The sequence below is a fragment of the Parabacteroides sp. APC149_11_2_Y6 genome, from assembly GCF_054506995.1.
The window spans coordinates 4,693,757-4,711,208 of record NZ_CP173709.1; the positions used below are offsets into that span (position 1 = coordinate 4,693,757).

Here is a 17,452-nt window from a genome sequence, read left to right on the forward strand (position 1 = left end):
TTCCTTCTTTATTACCTTTACTTCAGAAAATAGAATGGAAAAACGAACACTAAATAATGAAACGCTTTATATTTATCATCATTTTTCTTCTTCTTATCCTTAATAATGCTGCCGCAAAAATAAAAGTAGCCTGTATTGGGAATAGCGTAACTTATGGATATGGTCTGGAAAACCGTGAAACAGACAATTATCCGGCGCAACTTCAACAAATGTTGGGAGATCAATATGAAGTAGAAAACTTCGGAAAAAGTGGAGCTACATTGCTAAAAAAAGGACATCGTCCATACTCTGAACAGGAAGAATATAAAGCGGCTCTTCATTTTGCAGGCGATCTTATCGTCATCCACCTCGGATTAAACGATACAGATCCTCGTAACTGGCCCAATTACCGGGACGACTTTGTAAACAACTATCTTGAACTTATAGATTCTTTCCGTCAGACAAATCCAGCATGTAAAATCTGGATTTGCAAAATGACACCCATATTCAACAGCCACCCACGTTTCAAATCCGGGACACGGGACTGGTATTGGCAAATCCAGCAATCCATCGAAGAAATAGCCGCTATAGGACACACGGGACTTATCGATCTGCATGAACCGTTATACAATCGCCCCGATTTATTTCCGGATGCCATACATCCGGTTCGTGAAGGAGCCAATATACTTGCCCGCACAGTCAGTCAGGCCCTAACTGGAAACTACGGTGGCCTCCAAATGCCTGTTATCTACTCGGATAATATGATATTGCAAAGAGATAAACCTATAACCATAAGTGGAACCGCTAATTCCGGAGAAGTAGTGGAAGTCCGGATTGCCAAACAAAGGATACAGGCAAAAACTAATCAATACGGGAAATGGAATGTCACACTTAAACCGCTAACTACGGGAGGTCCTTATACACTAACTGTTTCCACTCAAAAAAAGACTTTACAATATACGAACCTGTTAGCAGGAGAAGTATGGCTTTGCTCCGGACAATCCAACATGGCATTCCGGGTAGACGAAGCAATAGACTGCCAACGGCAAGCATTCTTGGAATTTGCCCAAAAGAAACCACAAATCCGTCTTTTCGATATGAAACCCCGATGGGAGACCTATGCAAAAGAATGGGAAACATCAGTTCTCGACTCCTTGAATCGCCTGGAATATTACAAAGAAACTCGATGGCAGGAATGCAACGAGCAAACAGCCAACCGTTTTTCTGCAGTTGCTTTCGCATTCGGACAAATGTTATCAGACAGTTTACAGGTTCCGATTGGATTAATACTAAATGCAGTGGGAGGTTCACCGGCAGAAGCCTGGATTGACCGTAAAACATTGGAATTTGATTTTCCGGATATACTCACTAATTGGCTTCAAAACGATTTCATTCAAGACTGGGTGAGGGGACGTGCCTCTTTAAATATCAAAAAATCTTCAAATAAATTACAGCGCCACCCTTATGAACCTTGCTATTTGTATGAGGCAGGTATCCGTCCATTAAAGCAATTTCCGATAAAAGGTATTATCTGGTACCAAGGAGAGTCGAATGCACACAATATGGAAGCACACGAAAAGTTATTCCGTCTCTTAACAGATAGCTGGCGAAATAACTGGCAGGAGGAATTACCATTTTATTATGTCCAACTTTCAAGTATCGATCGCCCGAGTTGGACCTGGTTCCGCAACAGCCAACGCAAATTGATGGATATTATCCCAAACAGTGGTATGGCAGTAAGCAGCGACAAAGGAGATTCTTTAGATGTTCATCCCCGATACAAACGGGAAATAGGGGAGCGTCTGGCCCGTTGGGCACTAAACAAAACTTATCGACAGAATATAATTCCATCCGGTCCTTTATTCCGGACAGTAACCTTTAAAAATGGGGCTGCATATGTTACATTCGACTATGGAGCAGGCATGCATACTTCCGACAATAATCCGATCCGTACTTTTGAAATAGCCGAACATGACGGTCAATTCATACCGGCACAAGCTGAAATTATAGATAATCAAACCATAAAGGTATGGAATAAACAGATCAAAAGTCCCAAATTCGTCCGTTACGGCTGGCAACCTTTCACACGCGCCAATTTGGTAAATGCATCAGAATTGCCAACCTCTACCTTCCGAAGTGAATAAAAATAATCAGATACATTCCCTGATATACCCTCGAACCTGCAACAATACGAAGCCAAAAGCTTGCAGCTTTGAGGGTAAGTTTATATAATACAATAAAATGTGTATCTTTACACGCGCTAAACAGGCTATCGAATAGTTGCACATTAACAATGGAAAGAAATTAAAACCAGGCAAAATGAAAACATTAAAAACCGACAAAACCTTTTGGTTGCTTTTAGTCATCTGTATTGTGACTATTATTCCTTTTTTAGGATTAACCAGCTACCATACCAAAGGTGAGCCGCGTGAGTCTATCGTTTCCTATACCATGTTGGAAACAGACAATTGGATTTTACCCAGAAACAATGGTGGAGAAATGGCTTATAAACCCCCTTTCTTTCACTGGAGTATAGCTGCTATCTCTGCATTAAACGGAGATAAAGTAACAGAAATGACATCCCGCCTTCCATCCGCCATCGCTTTGATTCTAATGACATTGGGCGGTTTTCTATTTTTTGCAAAAAGAAAAGGAGCTGAAATTGCCTTACTTACCGCATTCATCACGTTGACAAATTTTGAATTACATCGTGCCGGAGCAAACTGCAGGGTAGACATGGTATTAACAGCCTGTACGGTTGGAGCCTTATACTTTTTTTACAAATGGTATGAGAAAGGCCTGAAAGGGCTTCCCTGGTTGGCCATTCTTTGTATGAGCCTGGGGACTTTTACCAAAGGTCCGGTAGGTTCCGTCATTCCTTGTCTGGTAACAGGCGTATTTCTACTATTACGGGGAACCAATTTCTTTAAAGCATTTTTCCTTTTAGCTTTAACAGGTATCCTTTCGTTTGTGTTACCGGCTTGTTGGTATATGGCTGCTTATCGTCAGGGGGGAGAAGAGTTTCTTGCCTTGATGCTGGAAGAAAATGTCGGGCGTATGACAAACACAATGAGCTATGATTCCTGTGTAAATCCGTGGCCTTATAATTTTGTCACGCTAATAGGGGGATATGTACCTTGGACATTAATGGCAGTCTTTTCTCTTTTCAGTTTAACCTATCGTAAGGTAAAAGTTCAACCGGCAGCCTGGTGGAGCCGCTTTAAAACATGGATTACAGAAATGGATACCGTTAATTTATTTGCATTGACAAGTATTGTGGTCATTTTCGTATTCTATTGTTTTCCACAAAGCAAACGTAGCGTATACCTGATGCCGATTTATCCGTTTATCGCTTATTTCTTTGCACAATATTTATTCTATCTGGTAAAAAAACAAGCGAAATCCATCAAAGTATATGGTGGGGTTCTTGCTGTGCTCAGTTTGCTATTATTCGCATGTTTTATTGCTGTGAAATGTGGACTTATCCCTGAATCAATCTTCCAGGGTAAACGGGCAGATGAAAATATCCGGTTTATGCAAGCGATACAGAACATTAGCGGATTCGGAGCTTTACTCTTGATTGCGATTCCGACAGTATTAGGTGCTTACTGGTGGCAATACAGCCGTAAAAATGCAATAAGCAAACAGATGCTTTATTTCATCGTAGCGCTTACAATGGGTATATATCTGGCACTGGACGGAGCTTATCAACCGGCCGTATTAAATGCTAAATCAGACAAAGACGTGGCAGCTGAAATAGCAGAACTTATACCGGAAAATAAAGGACATATCTACGAATTCATGTCACATAACCTGCATGTGGCAGGCGACTTCCTGCATTATTATTCCATCAACTTCTATTTAGGAAACCGGATTGACGACTTCTATGATAAACGTCCGGCCGAAGGTTATCTGTTGCTGGGTAAACGTGATGCGGAACAATATCTTCCGGAATTTGAAAAAGAAGGATATAGCTTTAAGCTTTTCTACACTTCTCCTAAACGGGTTTCCGGTGATATTGCAGAAATTTATGAATTCACGAAAAAAACACCTATCCGATAAGGATGTAAACTATATGCTGAATAAGCATTCCCTTATGACCTGCCTGGTTTTGTCCCTTCTGCTTATGGAGGATGTAAACCACCTGTAAAAACAAAACCGGTGCAGTTGTCATGGGAGAATGCATGCAAACCTATCTGTCCATCCTAAATCGCCGCAAATTTACGGACGTTCTTATCCCATTTCGGCTCCGAATAAATCAAATCAACAGCTTCCTGTGGAGTTTTGGCAACCGCCCACAGTTTCAAATGCTGGGACCGCATAAAATTTTTATCGACCGCTTTTTGGAACATTGCCAGCAAGGGATCAAAATAACCGTTCGTGTTTAATATAACAATCGGATTCAGGTATAAACCTAATTGTTTCCAGGTGATTGCTTCCAAAAGTTCCTCCAACGTACCACATCCTCCGGGAAGAGCGATTATTGCATCAGATAAATCAGCCATCAACTGTTTCCGTTCATGCATGGTCTCCACCTCGATAAGTTCGGTAAGTCCCGAATGATGCCAATTCTGCTCTACCATAAAACGGGGAATTACTCCAACTGCACTTCCTCCGGCAGCAAGCGTTGCATCCGAAACGGTGCGCATTAATCCGATACTTCCGGCTCCATTGATTACGCGAAGCTTCCGCTCACCAAGCAGACGCCCGAGTTCAGACGCAGCTTCAAAGTAAACCGAATCAATTTTAGTGCTGGAGGCACAATACACACACACGGATTTCAATGTTTTTTTATCATCCCGTATCATCTTCTATCTTTATTTATATCATAGCCAAATAAGGCAAAATCACCTAAACACGGGTCACCGGGAAAAACATGGGAGAGGGCTTCGGTTATCTCAAGTGCCGTAACCAATGTTGCCGTACTCCGGTTGGTCAGTCCAAGTTTCAGGGAAATCTGGTGTACATGCGTATCCAGCGGGATAATCAACTGGTAAGGTTTAACAGCAGTTTTCCATATTCCAAAATCAACAATACCATCAGAACGGACCATCCAACGAAGGAACATTGACAACCTTTTACAAGCGGATTTACTGGACATTAATGGTATGCCATTTATATCTTTAAACAAATTCCGCAACTTTATCACCGGATTTATATAAAGAGACTCGTCTATGGCATCTTCCATCGAATCATATTGTGTATAGATCTCCCGTAATCTTTCACAAAGTGCATACAAATCGGAATAGGTATAAAAACGATAGAAAGTATCTCTTTTACCAATAGGAACATCCTGTTCTAACTCCTTATAACCCTCTGATAAAATCCATTCATATGGACTTTTGCCCATCTGACTGTGCAGCCAATCTGCTTTACGCAATATCAGAGGCCTACTTCCATAAGAAATCCACGAAGTAATAAACGCGGATATTTCAATATCTTGTTTCCGACTATACCGATGAGGAAATTGTATCGGATCATCTTTTATAAAAGATTTGACATTATAGATTTCCGCCCATTCTTTCAGGTTCTTTTTTATTTCATGCTTCATTCGTTATTTATTTCATTTTTAGAAAATATTGCCGTTGATCTTCCGGATAATGCTCGATAGCATAGCGAAGGGATGTACGGGGTAGGCGAGTCGCAAAACGTTCCAGAAAATCAGTTAGAGTATCCCTGTCTCTTTTCCCTACTTCACGCAACATCCACCCGACAGCCTTATGCATCAGATCGTGTTTATGCGTTATAAAATACTCGGCAAGAGTCAGGATATCCGTAAAATCGGAACGCCTGATAAATGCCCAGGTAGAAACCACTGCAATCCGTTGTTCCCAAAGATTATCACTTTCAGCCAGCCGGTAAAGAGGGGAACGGTCTTTGTCCACCAGGTATTCTCCTACAATATCCCGGCATGACAAATCCACCAAATCCCAATTATTGCATCTGTGGGTATTTTTCAAATAAAAACGATAAATATGATCCCGGTCTTCCTGAGTTGTTTTCCGGTCTTTATAGCGAAGTACCAAAATAAGCAAAGCACATAACCTTGCTTCATGCCATGGACTGTTCAGAAGTTTTTGAAGCTCCTCCAAGGGGGCTGTCTTATTTTCTTTGGCAATACTACGCGTTTGCGGAACGACTACCCCTAAGAAAAGGTCTCCTTCTCCATACTGCCCGGGAGCCGTTTTAAAAAAGCGACTCAAATGGACAGCCTTTTCAGCAGAACCAACCGAACGGAGTTCGCTTAGTATAAAATCTGCTGTCATGGGCGTAAAACTCGTGACACAGGACGGTCGCCTTCTAAAAATCCGATTACATTATCACATACCGTACGCGCCATCACGACCCGTACTTCTGTTGTTTGTGTCCCGATATGCGGAGTAAGCACCACATTATCCATAGCCAACAATTCGGGCAGAGGATAATCTCCAAATTCAAACACATCGAGGCCAGCTCCCCATATAGTACCGTCCTGCAGTGCTTTAATCAAGGCCTGTTCGTCAACCAAAGGACCGCGTGCCGTATTAATCAGAATGGCAGTAGGCTTCATCTGTCTCAATTCTTTCTCGCCTATAATATGGTGTGTCTCAGAAGTATATGGAGCATTTAATGAAACAAAGTCCGAATTTGCAAGTAGTTCTTCTTTAGAAACATATGTCACATTTAACTTTGTCTCTTCCTCAATATACAATTGTCTGCGGTTATGGTAAACCACCTCCATGCCACACGCATTTGCCCGTTTAGCCAAAGCTTTTCCGATACGTCCCATCCCCAGGATACCCAACGTTTTTCCAGTAACATTCATACCCAGATTTTCCAAAACTCCGACCTTCATAGCCTTACCTAAAGTACGCAGTTTACGGTCACATTCCGTAATCCGGCGTGCCACATCCAGCATAAGCCCTAAAGCAAGATTGGCAGTAGGGGCAGTAACCGGATCAGGAGTATTCGCTACAGTCAATCCTTTTTCCAGAGCATATGCCACGTCTATATTATTATAGCCAACGGCATAATTTGCTATCAGTTGCAACTTCGGAGCATGATCTATTAATTTCTTATCAACCGGAAAATCAAACATGGAACAAAGCACATCATATTCCGGTATCATTTCAAAAACTTCTTCGTAAGTAAAATCCCTTCCTTCGGGAAAAGTAACGTCATATTTGTCCACCAGTTCGGTAAAACCCTCGCGGAACATGTCGTAAGTCACAAGTATCTTTGCCATAACTATTCTGATTTATAGGTAGCAAAAATACAAATCTCTTATCAATTATTCCTATTTTTGCAATCATATATTAAGAATACACACAGCATGGTTTTAAATTATATCTGGATTGCTTTCTTTCTGATTGCATTTGTCGTAGCATTGGGAAAACTGGTTATCGGAGGAGATACCCAGGTTTTTACAAATATTATCAATGCCTCTTTTGATTCGGCAAAGACCGGTTTCGAAATTTCCCTCGGTCTTACAGGTATCCTTTCCCTCTGGCTGGGAATTATGAAAATCGGGGAGAAGGGAGGAGTCATACAGTCATTTGCCCGCCTGGCCGCTCCTGTATTCAGCAAACTTTTCCCTAGTATACCGGCAAACCATCCGGTAACAGGTTCCATCTTTATGAACTTTTCGGCGAACCTGCTGGGGCTGGACAATGCCGCGACTCCCATGGGATTAAAAGCCATGCAGCAGCTACAGGAACTGAACACTCAGAAAGATTCTGCCAGTAATCCGATGATTATGTTTCTTTGTATTAATGCCTCGGGACTTACATTGATCCCGATTACAATTATGATGTATCGTGCACAGATGGGAGCAGCCAACCCTTCGGATGTATTCCTGCCGATTATGCTGGCGACCTTCACATCCACTTTAGTCGCTATTCTGGCAGTCTGTATCAAACAAAAAATTAATATTCTACAGAAAAATCTGGTTTTATTTTTCGGAGGAATGTTCCTTTTTATCGGCAGTCTGGTATACCTTTTCAAAACGATGGATCAGGAGCAGGTTTCACTTTACTCCACCTTGTTTTCGAATACGTTGTTGTTTACGATTATCTGTGGATTTATAATCAGTGGACTACGCAAGAAAATCAATGTATATGATACATTTATCGAAGGAGCCAAAGAAGGTTTTCATACGGCAGTTACAATCATTCCTTATTTGATCGCCATACTCGTTGCTATCGGAGTTTTCCGTGCTTCCGGTACAATGGATTTTATCATTGGGGGAGTTCGTACAGGGGTGGGAGCAATCGGACTGGATACACAGTTTGTAGAAGGCCTGCCCACAATCCTGATGAAGCCACTCAGTGGAAGCGGTGCCCGGGGGATGATGCTGGATGCAATGAAAACATACGGTGCGGACTCTTTTGTAGGACGTCTTTCTTCCATTGTACAGGGTTCATGTGATACTACTTTTTATGTGGTAGCCCTTTATTACGGAAGCGTGGGAATCCGTAATACCCGTTATACGATTCAATGTTCACTGCTGGCAGATTTAGTTGGAGCTATCGCCGCAATCGGTCTGGCATATGTATTTTTTACATGAAACAAACAGGCATAAAAATACATGCCTTATAAAATAAAATTAGTACCGCAGCTAATTTGAATTAGTACCGCAGGCAATTTCAATTAGTACGGTAGGTAATTTCAATTAGTACGGTAGGTAATATTTTTTAACAATACACCTGTAATAAATATAGAATTATGGCAATAAAATTTTATGCAGAAGATATAGAACTTCCCCCCATAAAAGACGAAGAAGTCAGCAATTGGATTAAAGCAGTAGCTGAAACTTATGGAAAAAAAGCAGGGGATATCAGTTATATCTTTTGCTCTGATAAAAAGATCCTGGAAGTAAACCGCCAGTACCTGCAACATGATTATTATACGGATATCATTACTTTCGACTATACCAGCGGGAATAAAATATCCGGAGATTTGTTCATAAGCCTGGATACGGTGAAAACCAACTCAGAGGCATTCAATACGCCCTATAATGAGGAACTCCACCGTACCATTATCCATGGGATTCTCCATCTTTGCGGCATAAATGATAAAGGGCCGGGAGAGCGGGAAATAATGGAAGCCAATGAAAACAAGGCATTGGAAATACTTCCGGAAAAATGCAGGCAAATTGATTTATAAACAGCCCCTTTCACTAAATTCAAATTGTTTATCTATCTTTGGATTTTCAAAAAAAGCCTCTAATATGAATGGAAAACTATTAATTTTACTGACAACAATCTTATTCTTTGTCTCCGGATGCGGCAAGGATGAGGTTGATCCGGTAAACACAGCCATATTAGAGGTTTCAGATTCTTCATTTGACAGTATAAGCGAAAAAGGCTCCAAGCAAATTGTACATATCACATGCGATACAACATGGACAGCTACCAGTAATACAACTTGGTGTACGCCTAATCCGGCAACCGGCACAAACAATCAGACCATATCTATTACCATCGATGAAAACAAGACATACACGGCGAGAACGGCAACTGTAACCATCACTTCAGAAAAAGCTCAGAAAAAAAGGATAAGAATAGACCAGAATGCCGCGAAAGAGCCGGCTCCGGAACCGGATATGGTGACAGTTTACAAGTTACCCGTAATCTTCCATATTCTCTATAAAGACAAAACAGACAGGGAACAATATATCGACAAAGGACGATTCAAAGAGATACTGGATAAAGTAAACCAAAAATACCGGAACTCGACCCACAGTGCAGATATAAAAATCGAATTTGTATTAGCTACAGAAACTCCGGATGGCAAGTTACTGGAAGAACCGGGAGTAGAACGCATTCAATGGACGAGAACTTATCCCATAGATTGTGACCTTTTTATGAATGACACAAGAGGAACTTACAACGATTTGCTATGGGACCCGAACTTATTCATCAATATCATGGTTTATAAATTCCTTCCGAGCAGTACGCAACAAACAAAAAGTGATGTGACAGGCATCTCTCATTTGCCTTATACCACATCCCGATTCCCGCTGGACGGACTTATGGTCTCTTCTTATTCATATATGACGCTGAGCAACTTGAAATACCCTCACTGTGTATCTATCAACAGCTCTTACATATACAACCAAAGTACAGAGAGTAAACATGATCAGGCAGACATAAATGTAACATTGGCTCATGAACTGGGACATTATCTCGGACTCTTCCATGTTTTTACAGAAGAGGAAGGAGCAATGAAGGACTACTGTAAAGACACGGATTACTGTAAAGATACACCTACCTATAACCGGCCCAAATATATAGAATGGTACATAAACACTGCCAAGCAATCCTCTTACGATTGGACATACTACACACAGCGGACCGACTGTAACAACAAAACCTATACATCCCACAACATCATGGATTATTCATTCGGATACACCGACCAGTTTACAGAAGAGCAGTGCAAACGCATCCGTTACGTATTAAACTTCAGCCCGCTAATGCCAGGAGCCCAGAAGGGGATAACCAAATCAACAACCACATCGGATGAACCATTGGACCTTCCGGTACGTACTATCAAATAACCGGCTCCCATTTGTTTAAAAGTCATAACCAATGATGACTGAATGCAAGAGTGTGATTATCTTTGCAAAAGAAACAAAGAGATAATAGACAATGACTTTCAATTACGATGTAATCGTGGTAGGTGCCGGACATGCCGGCTGTGAAGCAGCAGCCGCTTCTGCCAATCTGGGTTCGAAGACACTCCTCATAACAATGGATATGAACAAGATTGCACAAATGAGTTGCAATCCGGCTGTCGGAGGCATAGCTAAAGGGCAAATTGTTCGCGAAATCGACGCATTAGGGGGTTATATGGGAATTGTGACAGACCATACAGCCATCCAGTTCCGTATGTTAAACCGCAGCAAAGGCCCTGCCATGTGGAGCCCGCGTGCACAAAGCGACCGTGCCCGTTTTATAGATTGCTGGCGAGGAATACTCGAGCATATGCCCAACCTGTATATCTGGCAGGACACAGTGCATGAGTTACTTCTCGATGGAAACGTAGTTTGCGGGGTTAAAACCGGTATGAATGTAGAGTTTCGTGCCAAATGTGTCGTATTGACAAACGGTACATTCCTAAATGGCTTGCTTCACATCGGACGAACGCAAATACGCGGAGGACGTATTTCAGAACCGGCAGCAACAGGATTAACGGAACAATTGGTTTCATTAGGCATACGTTCCGAACGAATGAAAACCGGAACCCCCGTACGCATAGACGGACGTAGCGTTCATTTTGATGAAATGGCAGAACAACCGGGCGAGAACGATTTCCATAAGTTCTCTTATATGGACACCTCGCATCGCGTATTAAAACAATTGAGTTGTTGGTCTGCTTTTACAAACGAAGCCTGCCATGAAATATTGCGTCAGGGTCTCCCCGACTCTCCGCTTTATAACGGACAAATTAAAAGTATCGGGCCACGCTATTGCCCGAGTATAGAAACTAAAATCGTAACGTTCGCCGATAAGCCGCAGCACCAGCTATTCCTCGAACCGGAAGGTGAAACTACAGAAGAATATTATCTGAACGGCTTCTCCTCTTCCCTACCTCTGGATATACAGATTCGTGCTTTACAAGCTATACCGGCATTCCGCGACGTTCAAATATATCGTCCCGGTTATGCCATCGAATATGACTTCTTTGATCCGACCCAGCTAAACCATAACCTGGAGACTAAGCAAATCCATAATCTATTCTTTGCCGGACAGATTAATGGAACAACAGGATATGAAGAAGCAGGCGGACAAGGCATCATTGCCGGAATAAATGCACATATAAACTGTCACGGCGGAGATGCATTCATATTGGGACGCGATGAAGCCTATATCGGAGTTTTAATCGATGATTTGGTAACAAAAGGTGTAGACGAACCTTACCGTATGTTCACATCCCGTGCCGAGTACCGTATTCTACTCCGGCAAGATGATGCGGATATGCGTCTTACTGAAAAGTCTTACCGGTTAGGTTTGGCTAAACAAGATCGCTACGATTTATTGAATGAAAAGAAAGAAAGCCGTGATGCCATTATTTCTTTTGCAGAAAACTATTCCGTAAAGCCGCAATATATAAATAGCGGATTGGAAGCATTAGGGACTACCCCACTCGCTCACGGATGCAAACTGCTCGATTTGATATTCCGTCCTCAAGTCACACTTGAAAATATGTCGGAATTAGTTCCTGCACTTCGGACTGAATTAGATAAAGTACCGGCTTCGCGCAAGGAAGAAATTATCGAAGCAGCAGAAATCCTAATGAAGTATAGCGGATATATCAAACGTGAACAAATCATTGCCGACAAAATAAACCGCTTGGAAAATATCCATATCAAAGGTAAATTCGATTACAACTCAATTCAGTCTTTATCAACCGAAGCACGCCAGAAATTAACCCGGATCGATCCGGAAACGATTGCACAGGCAAGCCGTATTCCGGGTATTTCACCCAGCGATATAAACATCCTGCTGGTGCTTCTTGGGAGATAAAATCCAAAATGTTCCACGTGAAACATTTACTTTAATAGGAATAAGCTAAAATACTGGGAATAGGGAGGAAACATACAAAAGATGGCTACAGAAAAAGACGAATATATAAAAACAATCCTTTCCGTCATACCGAAGAAGCCAGGCTGTTACCAATACTTTGATGAACGGGGGACCATCATCTATGTAGGTAAGGCAAAGAATCTGAAACGGCGTGTTTCCTCCTACTTCAATAAAGAACACGACAACAAAAAAACACGTGTACTGGTAAAACAAATACGCGACATTAAATATATTGTTGTCGATACCGAAGAAGATGCTCTTTTATTAGAGAACAATCTGATTAAACAATACCGCCCACGCTACAACGTATTGTTGAAGGACGACAAGACCTATCCTTCCATCATTGTAAAAAACGAATATTTTCCACGTGTTTTTCAAACGCGCAATATTGTTCGTGACGGTTCGCAATACTATGGGCCCTACCCTTCCCTATATACAGCAAAAGTAATGCTTCAAATGTTGAAAGATTTATATCCGATACGCACCTGCAAATTACCACTTACACCGGAAGCAATTACAGAAGGAAGATACAAAGTTTGCCTGGAATATCACATCAAACGCTGCAAAGGACCTTGCGAAGGATTGCAAACACTGGAAGAATACCAACAAAACATCTCTGAAATAAAGGAAATACTTCGCGGAAATATTTCGCAAATTAGTAAACACCTGTATAAACAGATGCAAACGCTTGCAGGCGAATTACGTTTTGAGGAAGCGCAGAAGATAAAAGAAAAATATGAAGTAATCGAAAACTACCGTTCCAAGTCGACGGTGGTTACGCCCATGCTGCACAATATAGATGTCTTTTCGATTGCAGAGAATGAACATTCGGCCTATATCAATTATATGCATATCGGCAATGGAGCGATTGTACAGGCATATACTTTCGAGTACAAAAAACGCCTGGACGAAACAAAAGAAGAATTATTGAGCCTTGGCATTATAGAAATGAGAAACCGGTTCAAAAGCACAGCGCGGGAAATCATCATTCCTTTTGCTCTGGATATGGAACTGGAAAATGTATCCTTTACAATTCCCCAACGGGGAGACAAACGGAAATTAATCGAATTATCCGAAATGAATGTAAAGCAGTACAAGGTCGATAAATTAAAACAGGCGGAAAAGCTCAATCCGGAACAACGGAGCACGCGCCTTTTAAAAGAAATCCAGGATACGCTGCATCTGCCTAAACTCCCTGTCCATATCGAATGTTTCGACAACTCCAATATACAGGGAAGTGATGCGGTGGCCGCGTGTGTTGTTTTTAAAATGGCGAAACCATCGAAAAAGGATTACCGGAAATACAATATAAAAACAGTAGTAGGACCCGATGACTACGCCTCCATGAAAGAAGTGGTACGTCGGCGATACCAGCGTGCCATCGAAGAAGGCTCTCCCCTGCCCGAACTGTTGATTACAGATGGAGGAAAAGGGCAAATGGAGGTTGTACGCGAAGTCATTCAGGACGAGCTTCACCTGGATATCCCGATTGCCGGTCTGGCGAAAGACGGAAAGCACCGGACTTCGGAACTGCTGTTCGGGTTTCCTCCTGAAACTATCGGAATGCCGATACAAAGTTTCATGTTCAAATTCTTTACGCAGATACAGGATGAAGTTCATCGTTTCGCCATCGCTTTCCACAAAGACAAACGGAGCAAGAACCAAACCAAATCGGAATTAGACGAAATAAAAGGTATCGGAGAAAAGACTAAAACAGTACTTTTACGTCATTTTAAAAGCGTAAAACGGATACGTGAAGCGAACTTCGACGAACTGAAAGAAATTATCGGAGAAGCCAAAACAAAGGCTTTATTAAATGGTTTAAAATAAAAATATGAGAACAGTTACACAACGGGTACAGTATGCCTCCGTGACCATCGACGGGGAAGTGAAATCGAAAATTGGGAACGGACTGCTTGTGTTGGTGGGTATCGAAGACCGGGATACACAAGAAGATATTGAATGGCTATGCAAAAAGATTGCTAATCTACGTATTTTTGACGATGAAAACGGAGTTATGAATCGGTCTGTAATTGATGCGGGCGGCGAGGTTATGGTTGTTAGCCAGTTCACTCTTCACGCTTCCACAAAGAAAGGGAACCGTCCCTCCTACATTCATGCTTCCAAACCGGATTTTGCCATTCCTATGTATGAAGCATTCTGTGCAGAAATGGGTTTACAGATAGGAAAAGAGGTAGCAACCGGAACTTTCGGGGCTGATATGAAAATAGAATTATTGAATGACGGGCCGGTTACCATCCTAATCGACTCGCAAAATAAAGAATAACGATGGCTGATATTACCTTACAACAAGCGCAGGAAAAAGTGGACAATTGGATTAAAACCTATGGTGTCCGCTACTTTAACGAGCTTACCAATATGACTATCCTGACTGAAGAAGTGGGTGAACTGGCACGTATCATGGCACGTACCTACGGTGAACAATCTTTTAAAGAAAGCGATAAAAACCGCGATTTAGGCGATGAAATGGCAGATGTTCTTTGGGTACTGCTCTGTCTGGCAAACCAGACAGGCGTAGACCTTACAACGGCTTTTGAAAAGAACCTGCAAAAGAAAACCGACCGGGATAAAGAACGACATATAAACAATCAAAAATTATAAAACAATGGTACACGAACATGAACATGACTGTAATTGCGGGCATGACCATCATCACGAAGAAGAACATCATACAGATAAATATCATGATGCATTCGGCAAATTTGAACATCCAGGAAGTGCTGAACAAGTAGCAGGAAAAGTACAAGCTCTCCTTGAAAAACATGAGAAGGAAAACTTCACCCCTGAAGTTTTAAAGCAGATTCACGGCTATATCGACCTCACCTCCCTCACCAGCATCGATACGAAAGAGAGTATATGGAAACTGGTGGATAAAGTGAACGATTTTGAAGGTACACGCCCTGATATCCCAAATGTAGCTGCTATCTGCACCTACCCTTTGTTTGTTGAAACAGTGAAGCAGGCACTTACCGCACAGGATGTAAAGATAGCCTCTGTTGCCGCAGGCTTCCCCTCCTCCCAGACCTTTATGGAAGTAAAAATAGCAGAAACAGCAATGGCAGTTATGCAGGGAGCCGATGAAATCGATGTTGTAATGAACCTGGGCTATTTCATGGAGGATAATTTCGAAGAGATAGCCGAAGAACTTCAAGAAATAAAAGAAAGCTGCCGTGAAGCGAAATTGAAAGTAATTCTGGAAACCGGCGCATTGGTAGTACCGGAAAACATCCAGCGTGCCGCTATTCTTGCCCTTTATTCCGGTGCAGATTTCATCAAAACATCTACAGGGAAAGGATACCCGGGAGCAACACCGGAAGCAGTTTACACCCTGTGCCAGGTTATAAAAACATACCATTCCATCGCCGGGCGCAAAGTAGGTATCAAGATTTCAGGAGGAGTACGGACAGCCGAACAAGCTGTTGCCTATTACACAATCGTAAAAAAAGTTTTGGGCAAAGACTGGCTGAATAAAGATTTGTTCCGTATCGGAGCGAGCAGCCTGGTTGAAGACATCGAAAAACGATTGGGCGAGTAACCGGAGACCTAAGTATTTATTCGCACAAACTTATAGATTAATTGCGAAAAAGAAAGAGATAATATACAAGACAATCCCATTTCCACGCAGTTCAGGCCCCCGTCCGGATGGTATCGGGACCCGGGCCTCGATACCATCCAGACGGGGATATCAAACAAAAAAGCATATCATCCTTTTGAAAATAAGCAATATACCTTATAAAAAAGGCTTACTTTATTTTGATAAAATAAATGATAGTATGATAGTTGTAAAAAGGAACTGTCATACTATCATTCGTTTGAAAACTAATCGTTTATCTCTTTAAATGATGGTATGACAGTATAATTGGAAAACTATTTTCAGGAATTAAGTGAGGAAATGCTATTACTTGTTCCGTTTTACTATATAATCGGCAAGCAGCAACAAGGCTTCCTGTGCATCTGAAGGTGGCAATGTCCGAAGCACTTCCATCGCCTTATCATGATACGCTTCCATCCGCATCTCTGCATATTCGATGCCGCCATTTGCTTTGGCAAAGTCTATCAGCAAATCGATGTTCTCAACTGAAAAATCTTTTTCTTTAATAATCCGCAAGCAACGGTCTGCCTCTTCTCTCCTACCCTCACGAAGGGCAAACAACAGTGGCAGCGTTATCTTTCCTTCCCGGATATCATTCCCGGTCGGCTTGCCGATATTTGCTTCTTTAAAATAGTCGAATATATCGTCTTTAATCTGGAAAGCAAAACCTAAATATTCTCCAAATTCACGGCACTTATCAATAAGTTCATCGGAAGCGCCGGATGAAATGGCACCGATTTCCGTACAAGCAGATAGCAACATTGCAGTCTTCTTACGAATTACCTGCATATAACATGCTTCATCCAAAATACTTTCTTCTGCTGTTTCCAGCTGTTTGATTTCACCTTCGGACAAATCCCGTCCGAGATTCGAAACGATGCCGATAATTCGCAAATTACCAGTACGGATAGAGCGGATTAATGCAGTAGACAGTACATAGTCGCCTACCAACACAGATATACGGTTATCGAATATGGCATTTAGAGAGGGAAGACCACGACGTTGTTTCGTCTCATCTATCACATCATCATGGATAAGCGTCGCCGTATGGAGCAGCTCCAACAGAACAGCCGAATTGATCGTATCATTTGTAACCTGGCCACACATTTTAGCCGTAAGAAGAACCAACAAGGGGCGAACATGCTTCCCTGTTGCATTCAGTATTTGATCTATGGCTGCCTGTAACCGGCGAGTCTCACTCCTAAGTGAAGCATCAAACTCATCATTGAAACGTCGAAATTCCTCAGAAACCGCTTCCTCTATTTTTCTTCTATTATCCATAATAAATCCA

General features: G+C 41.9%; 15 protein-coding genes. 10 read left to right on the forward strand and 5 right to left on the reverse strand.

Going from position 1 to position 17,452, the window contains the following annotated elements; genetic code table 11:
- The first annotated feature begins 56 nt into the window (after positions 1 to 56).
- On the forward strand, positions 57 to 2,123 hold the full coding sequence (locus ACGE0T_RS19250) for a GDSL-type esterase/lipase family protein (protein ID WP_459188187.1): 2,067 nt from the start codon (positions 57 to 59) through the stop codon (positions 2,121 to 2,123).
- Positions 2,124 to 2,298: 175 nt separating this feature from the next.
- The gene (locus ACGE0T_RS19255; RefSeq protein WP_459188188.1) at positions 2,299 to 4,041 is read left to right on the forward strand and encodes an ArnT family glycosyltransferase; all 1,743 of its coding nucleotides are present in this window, start codon (positions 2,299 to 2,301) and stop codon (positions 4,039 to 4,041) included.
- A 143-nt stretch (positions 4,042 to 4,184) separates the two neighbouring features.
- Here ACGE0T_RS19255 and ACGE0T_RS19260 read toward each other — a convergent pair whose 3' ends face one another.
- From ACGE0T_RS19260 to ACGE0T_RS19275, 4 genes are read right to left on the reverse strand one after another with little or no spacing between them, the layout of a single operon-like run.
- Complete coding sequence (locus tag ACGE0T_RS19260; RefSeq protein WP_459188189.1) at positions 4,185 to 4,787, reverse strand: LOG family protein; 603 nt, start codon at positions 4,785 to 4,787, stop codon at positions 4,185 to 4,187.
- Positions 4,784 to 5,530 (reverse strand): TIGR02757 family protein, encoded by a 747-nt coding sequence (locus tag ACGE0T_RS19265; RefSeq protein ID WP_459188190.1) that lies wholly within the window; start codon positions 5,528 to 5,530, stop codon positions 4,784 to 4,786. Before ACGE0T_RS19265 ends, ACGE0T_RS19260 begins: the two co-directional genes overlap by 4 nt.
- Before the next feature lie 7 nt (positions 5,531 to 5,537).
- A complete protein-coding gene (locus ACGE0T_RS19270) occupies positions 5,538 to 6,245 on the reverse strand; it encodes a DNA alkylation repair protein (RefSeq protein ID WP_459188191.1) in 708 nt (235 codons plus the stop codon).
- Positions 6,242 to 7,204 carry a 2-hydroxyacid dehydrogenase family protein gene (locus tag ACGE0T_RS19275; protein ID WP_459188192.1) on the reverse strand — a complete coding sequence of 321 codons (963 nt, stop codon included), beginning with the start codon at positions 7,202 to 7,204 and terminating at the stop codon, positions 6,242 to 6,244. Before ACGE0T_RS19275 ends, ACGE0T_RS19270 begins: the two co-directional genes overlap by 4 nt.
- Before the next feature lie 87 nt (positions 7,205 to 7,291).
- Between ACGE0T_RS19275 and ACGE0T_RS19280 the strand changes: the two genes are divergently transcribed.
- The 8 genes from ACGE0T_RS19280 (at position 7,292) to deoC (ending at position 16,104) form a co-directional block, all read left to right on the forward strand.
- Complete coding sequence (locus ACGE0T_RS19280; RefSeq protein WP_459188193.1) at positions 7,292 to 8,524, forward strand: nucleoside recognition domain-containing protein; 1,233 nt, start codon at positions 7,292 to 7,294, stop codon at positions 8,522 to 8,524.
- A 158-nt stretch (positions 8,525 to 8,682) separates the two neighbouring features.
- Positions 8,683 to 9,123, forward strand: coding sequence for an rRNA maturation RNase YbeY (ybeY, locus tag ACGE0T_RS19285; RefSeq protein ID WP_459188194.1), 441 nt, complete (start codon positions 8,683 to 8,685; stop codon positions 9,121 to 9,123).
- A gap of 64 nt (positions 9,124 to 9,187) precedes the next feature.
- Positions 9,188 to 10,519 (forward strand): zinc-dependent metalloproteinase lipoprotein, encoded by a 1,332-nt coding sequence (locus ACGE0T_RS19290; RefSeq protein WP_459188195.1) that lies wholly within the window; start codon positions 9,188 to 9,190, stop codon positions 10,517 to 10,519.
- Between the two features lie 91 nt (positions 10,520 to 10,610).
- Complete coding sequence (mnmG, locus tag ACGE0T_RS19295) at positions 10,611 to 12,488, forward strand: tRNA uridine-5-carboxymethylaminomethyl(34) synthesis enzyme MnmG (RefSeq protein WP_459188196.1); 1,878 nt, start codon at positions 10,611 to 10,613, stop codon at positions 12,486 to 12,488.
- Positions 12,489 to 12,569: 81 nt separating this feature from the next.
- Entirely contained in the window at positions 12,570 to 14,378 is a 1,809-nt protein-coding gene (gene uvrC / locus ACGE0T_RS19300) for an excinuclease ABC subunit UvrC (RefSeq protein ID WP_459188197.1), read from the forward strand.
- A gap of 4 nt (positions 14,379 to 14,382) precedes the next feature.
- Positions 14,383 to 14,835 carry a D-aminoacyl-tRNA deacylase gene (dtd, locus tag ACGE0T_RS19305; RefSeq protein ID WP_459188198.1) on the forward strand — a complete coding sequence of 151 codons (453 nt, stop codon included), beginning with the start codon at positions 14,383 to 14,385 and terminating at the stop codon, positions 14,833 to 14,835.
- Between the two features lie 2 nt (positions 14,836 to 14,837).
- Positions 14,838 to 15,170, forward strand: coding sequence for a nucleotide pyrophosphohydrolase (locus ACGE0T_RS19310; RefSeq protein WP_459188199.1), 333 nt, complete (start codon positions 14,838 to 14,840; stop codon positions 15,168 to 15,170).
- Positions 15,171 to 15,174: 4 nt separating this feature from the next.
- A complete protein-coding gene (gene deoC / locus ACGE0T_RS19315) occupies positions 15,175 to 16,104 on the forward strand; it encodes a deoxyribose-phosphate aldolase (RefSeq protein ID WP_459188200.1) in 930 nt (309 codons plus the stop codon).
- A 363-nt stretch (positions 16,105 to 16,467) separates the two neighbouring features.
- On the opposite strand, the gene ACGE0T_RS19320 is transcribed toward deoC, so the two are convergent.
- On the reverse strand, positions 16,468 to 17,442 hold the full coding sequence (locus ACGE0T_RS19320; protein WP_459188201.1) for a polyprenyl synthetase family protein: 975 nt from the start codon (positions 17,440 to 17,442) through the stop codon (positions 16,468 to 16,470).
- Positions 17,443 to 17,452: the final 10 nt, after the last annotated feature.

What these genes read in the sequence shown, in the direction of transcription:
- ACGE0T_RS19250 (WP_459188187.1), top strand. Translation starts at nt 57, where the DNA reads ATGAAACGCTTTATATTTATCATCATTTTTCTTCTTCTTATCCTTAAT.
- ACGE0T_RS19255 (WP_459188188.1), top strand. Translation starts at nt 2,299, where the DNA reads ATGAAAACATTAAAAACCGACAAAACCTTTTGGTTGCTTTTAGTCATC.
- ACGE0T_RS19260 (WP_459188189.1), bottom strand. Translation starts at nt 4,787, where the DNA reads ATGATACGGGATGATAAAAAAACATTGAAATCCGTGTGTGTGTATTGT.
- ACGE0T_RS19265 (WP_459188190.1), bottom strand. Translation starts at nt 5,530, where the DNA reads ATGAAGCATGAAATAAAAAAGAACCTGAAAGAATGGGCGGAAATCTAT.
- ACGE0T_RS19270 (WP_459188191.1), bottom strand. Translation starts at nt 6,245, where the DNA reads ATGACAGCAGATTTTATACTAAGCGAACTCCGTTCGGTTGGTTCTGCT.
- ACGE0T_RS19275 (WP_459188192.1), bottom strand. Translation starts at nt 7,204, where the DNA reads ATGGCAAAGATACTTGTGACTTACGACATGTTCCGCGAGGGTTTTACC.
- ACGE0T_RS19280 (WP_459188193.1), top strand. Translation starts at nt 7,292, where the DNA reads ATGGTTTTAAATTATATCTGGATTGCTTTCTTTCTGATTGCATTTGTC.
- ybeY (WP_459188194.1), top strand. Translation starts at nt 8,683, where the DNA reads ATGGCAATAAAATTTTATGCAGAAGATATAGAACTTCCCCCCATAAAA.
- ACGE0T_RS19290 (WP_459188195.1), top strand. Translation starts at nt 9,188, where the DNA reads ATGAATGGAAAACTATTAATTTTACTGACAACAATCTTATTCTTTGTC.
- mnmG (WP_459188196.1), top strand. Translation starts at nt 10,611, where the DNA reads ATGACTTTCAATTACGATGTAATCGTGGTAGGTGCCGGACATGCCGGC.
- uvrC (WP_459188197.1), top strand. Translation starts at nt 12,570, where the DNA reads ATGGCTACAGAAAAAGACGAATATATAAAAACAATCCTTTCCGTCATA.
- dtd (WP_459188198.1), top strand. Translation starts at nt 14,383, where the DNA reads ATGAGAACAGTTACACAACGGGTACAGTATGCCTCCGTGACCATCGAC.
- ACGE0T_RS19310 (WP_459188199.1), top strand. Translation starts at nt 14,838, where the DNA reads ATGGCTGATATTACCTTACAACAAGCGCAGGAAAAAGTGGACAATTGG.
- deoC (WP_459188200.1), top strand. Translation starts at nt 15,175, where the DNA reads ATGGTACACGAACATGAACATGACTGTAATTGCGGGCATGACCATCAT.
- ACGE0T_RS19320 (WP_459188201.1), bottom strand. Translation starts at nt 17,442, where the DNA reads ATGGATAATAGAAGAAAAATAGAGGAAGCGGTTTCTGAGGAATTTCGA.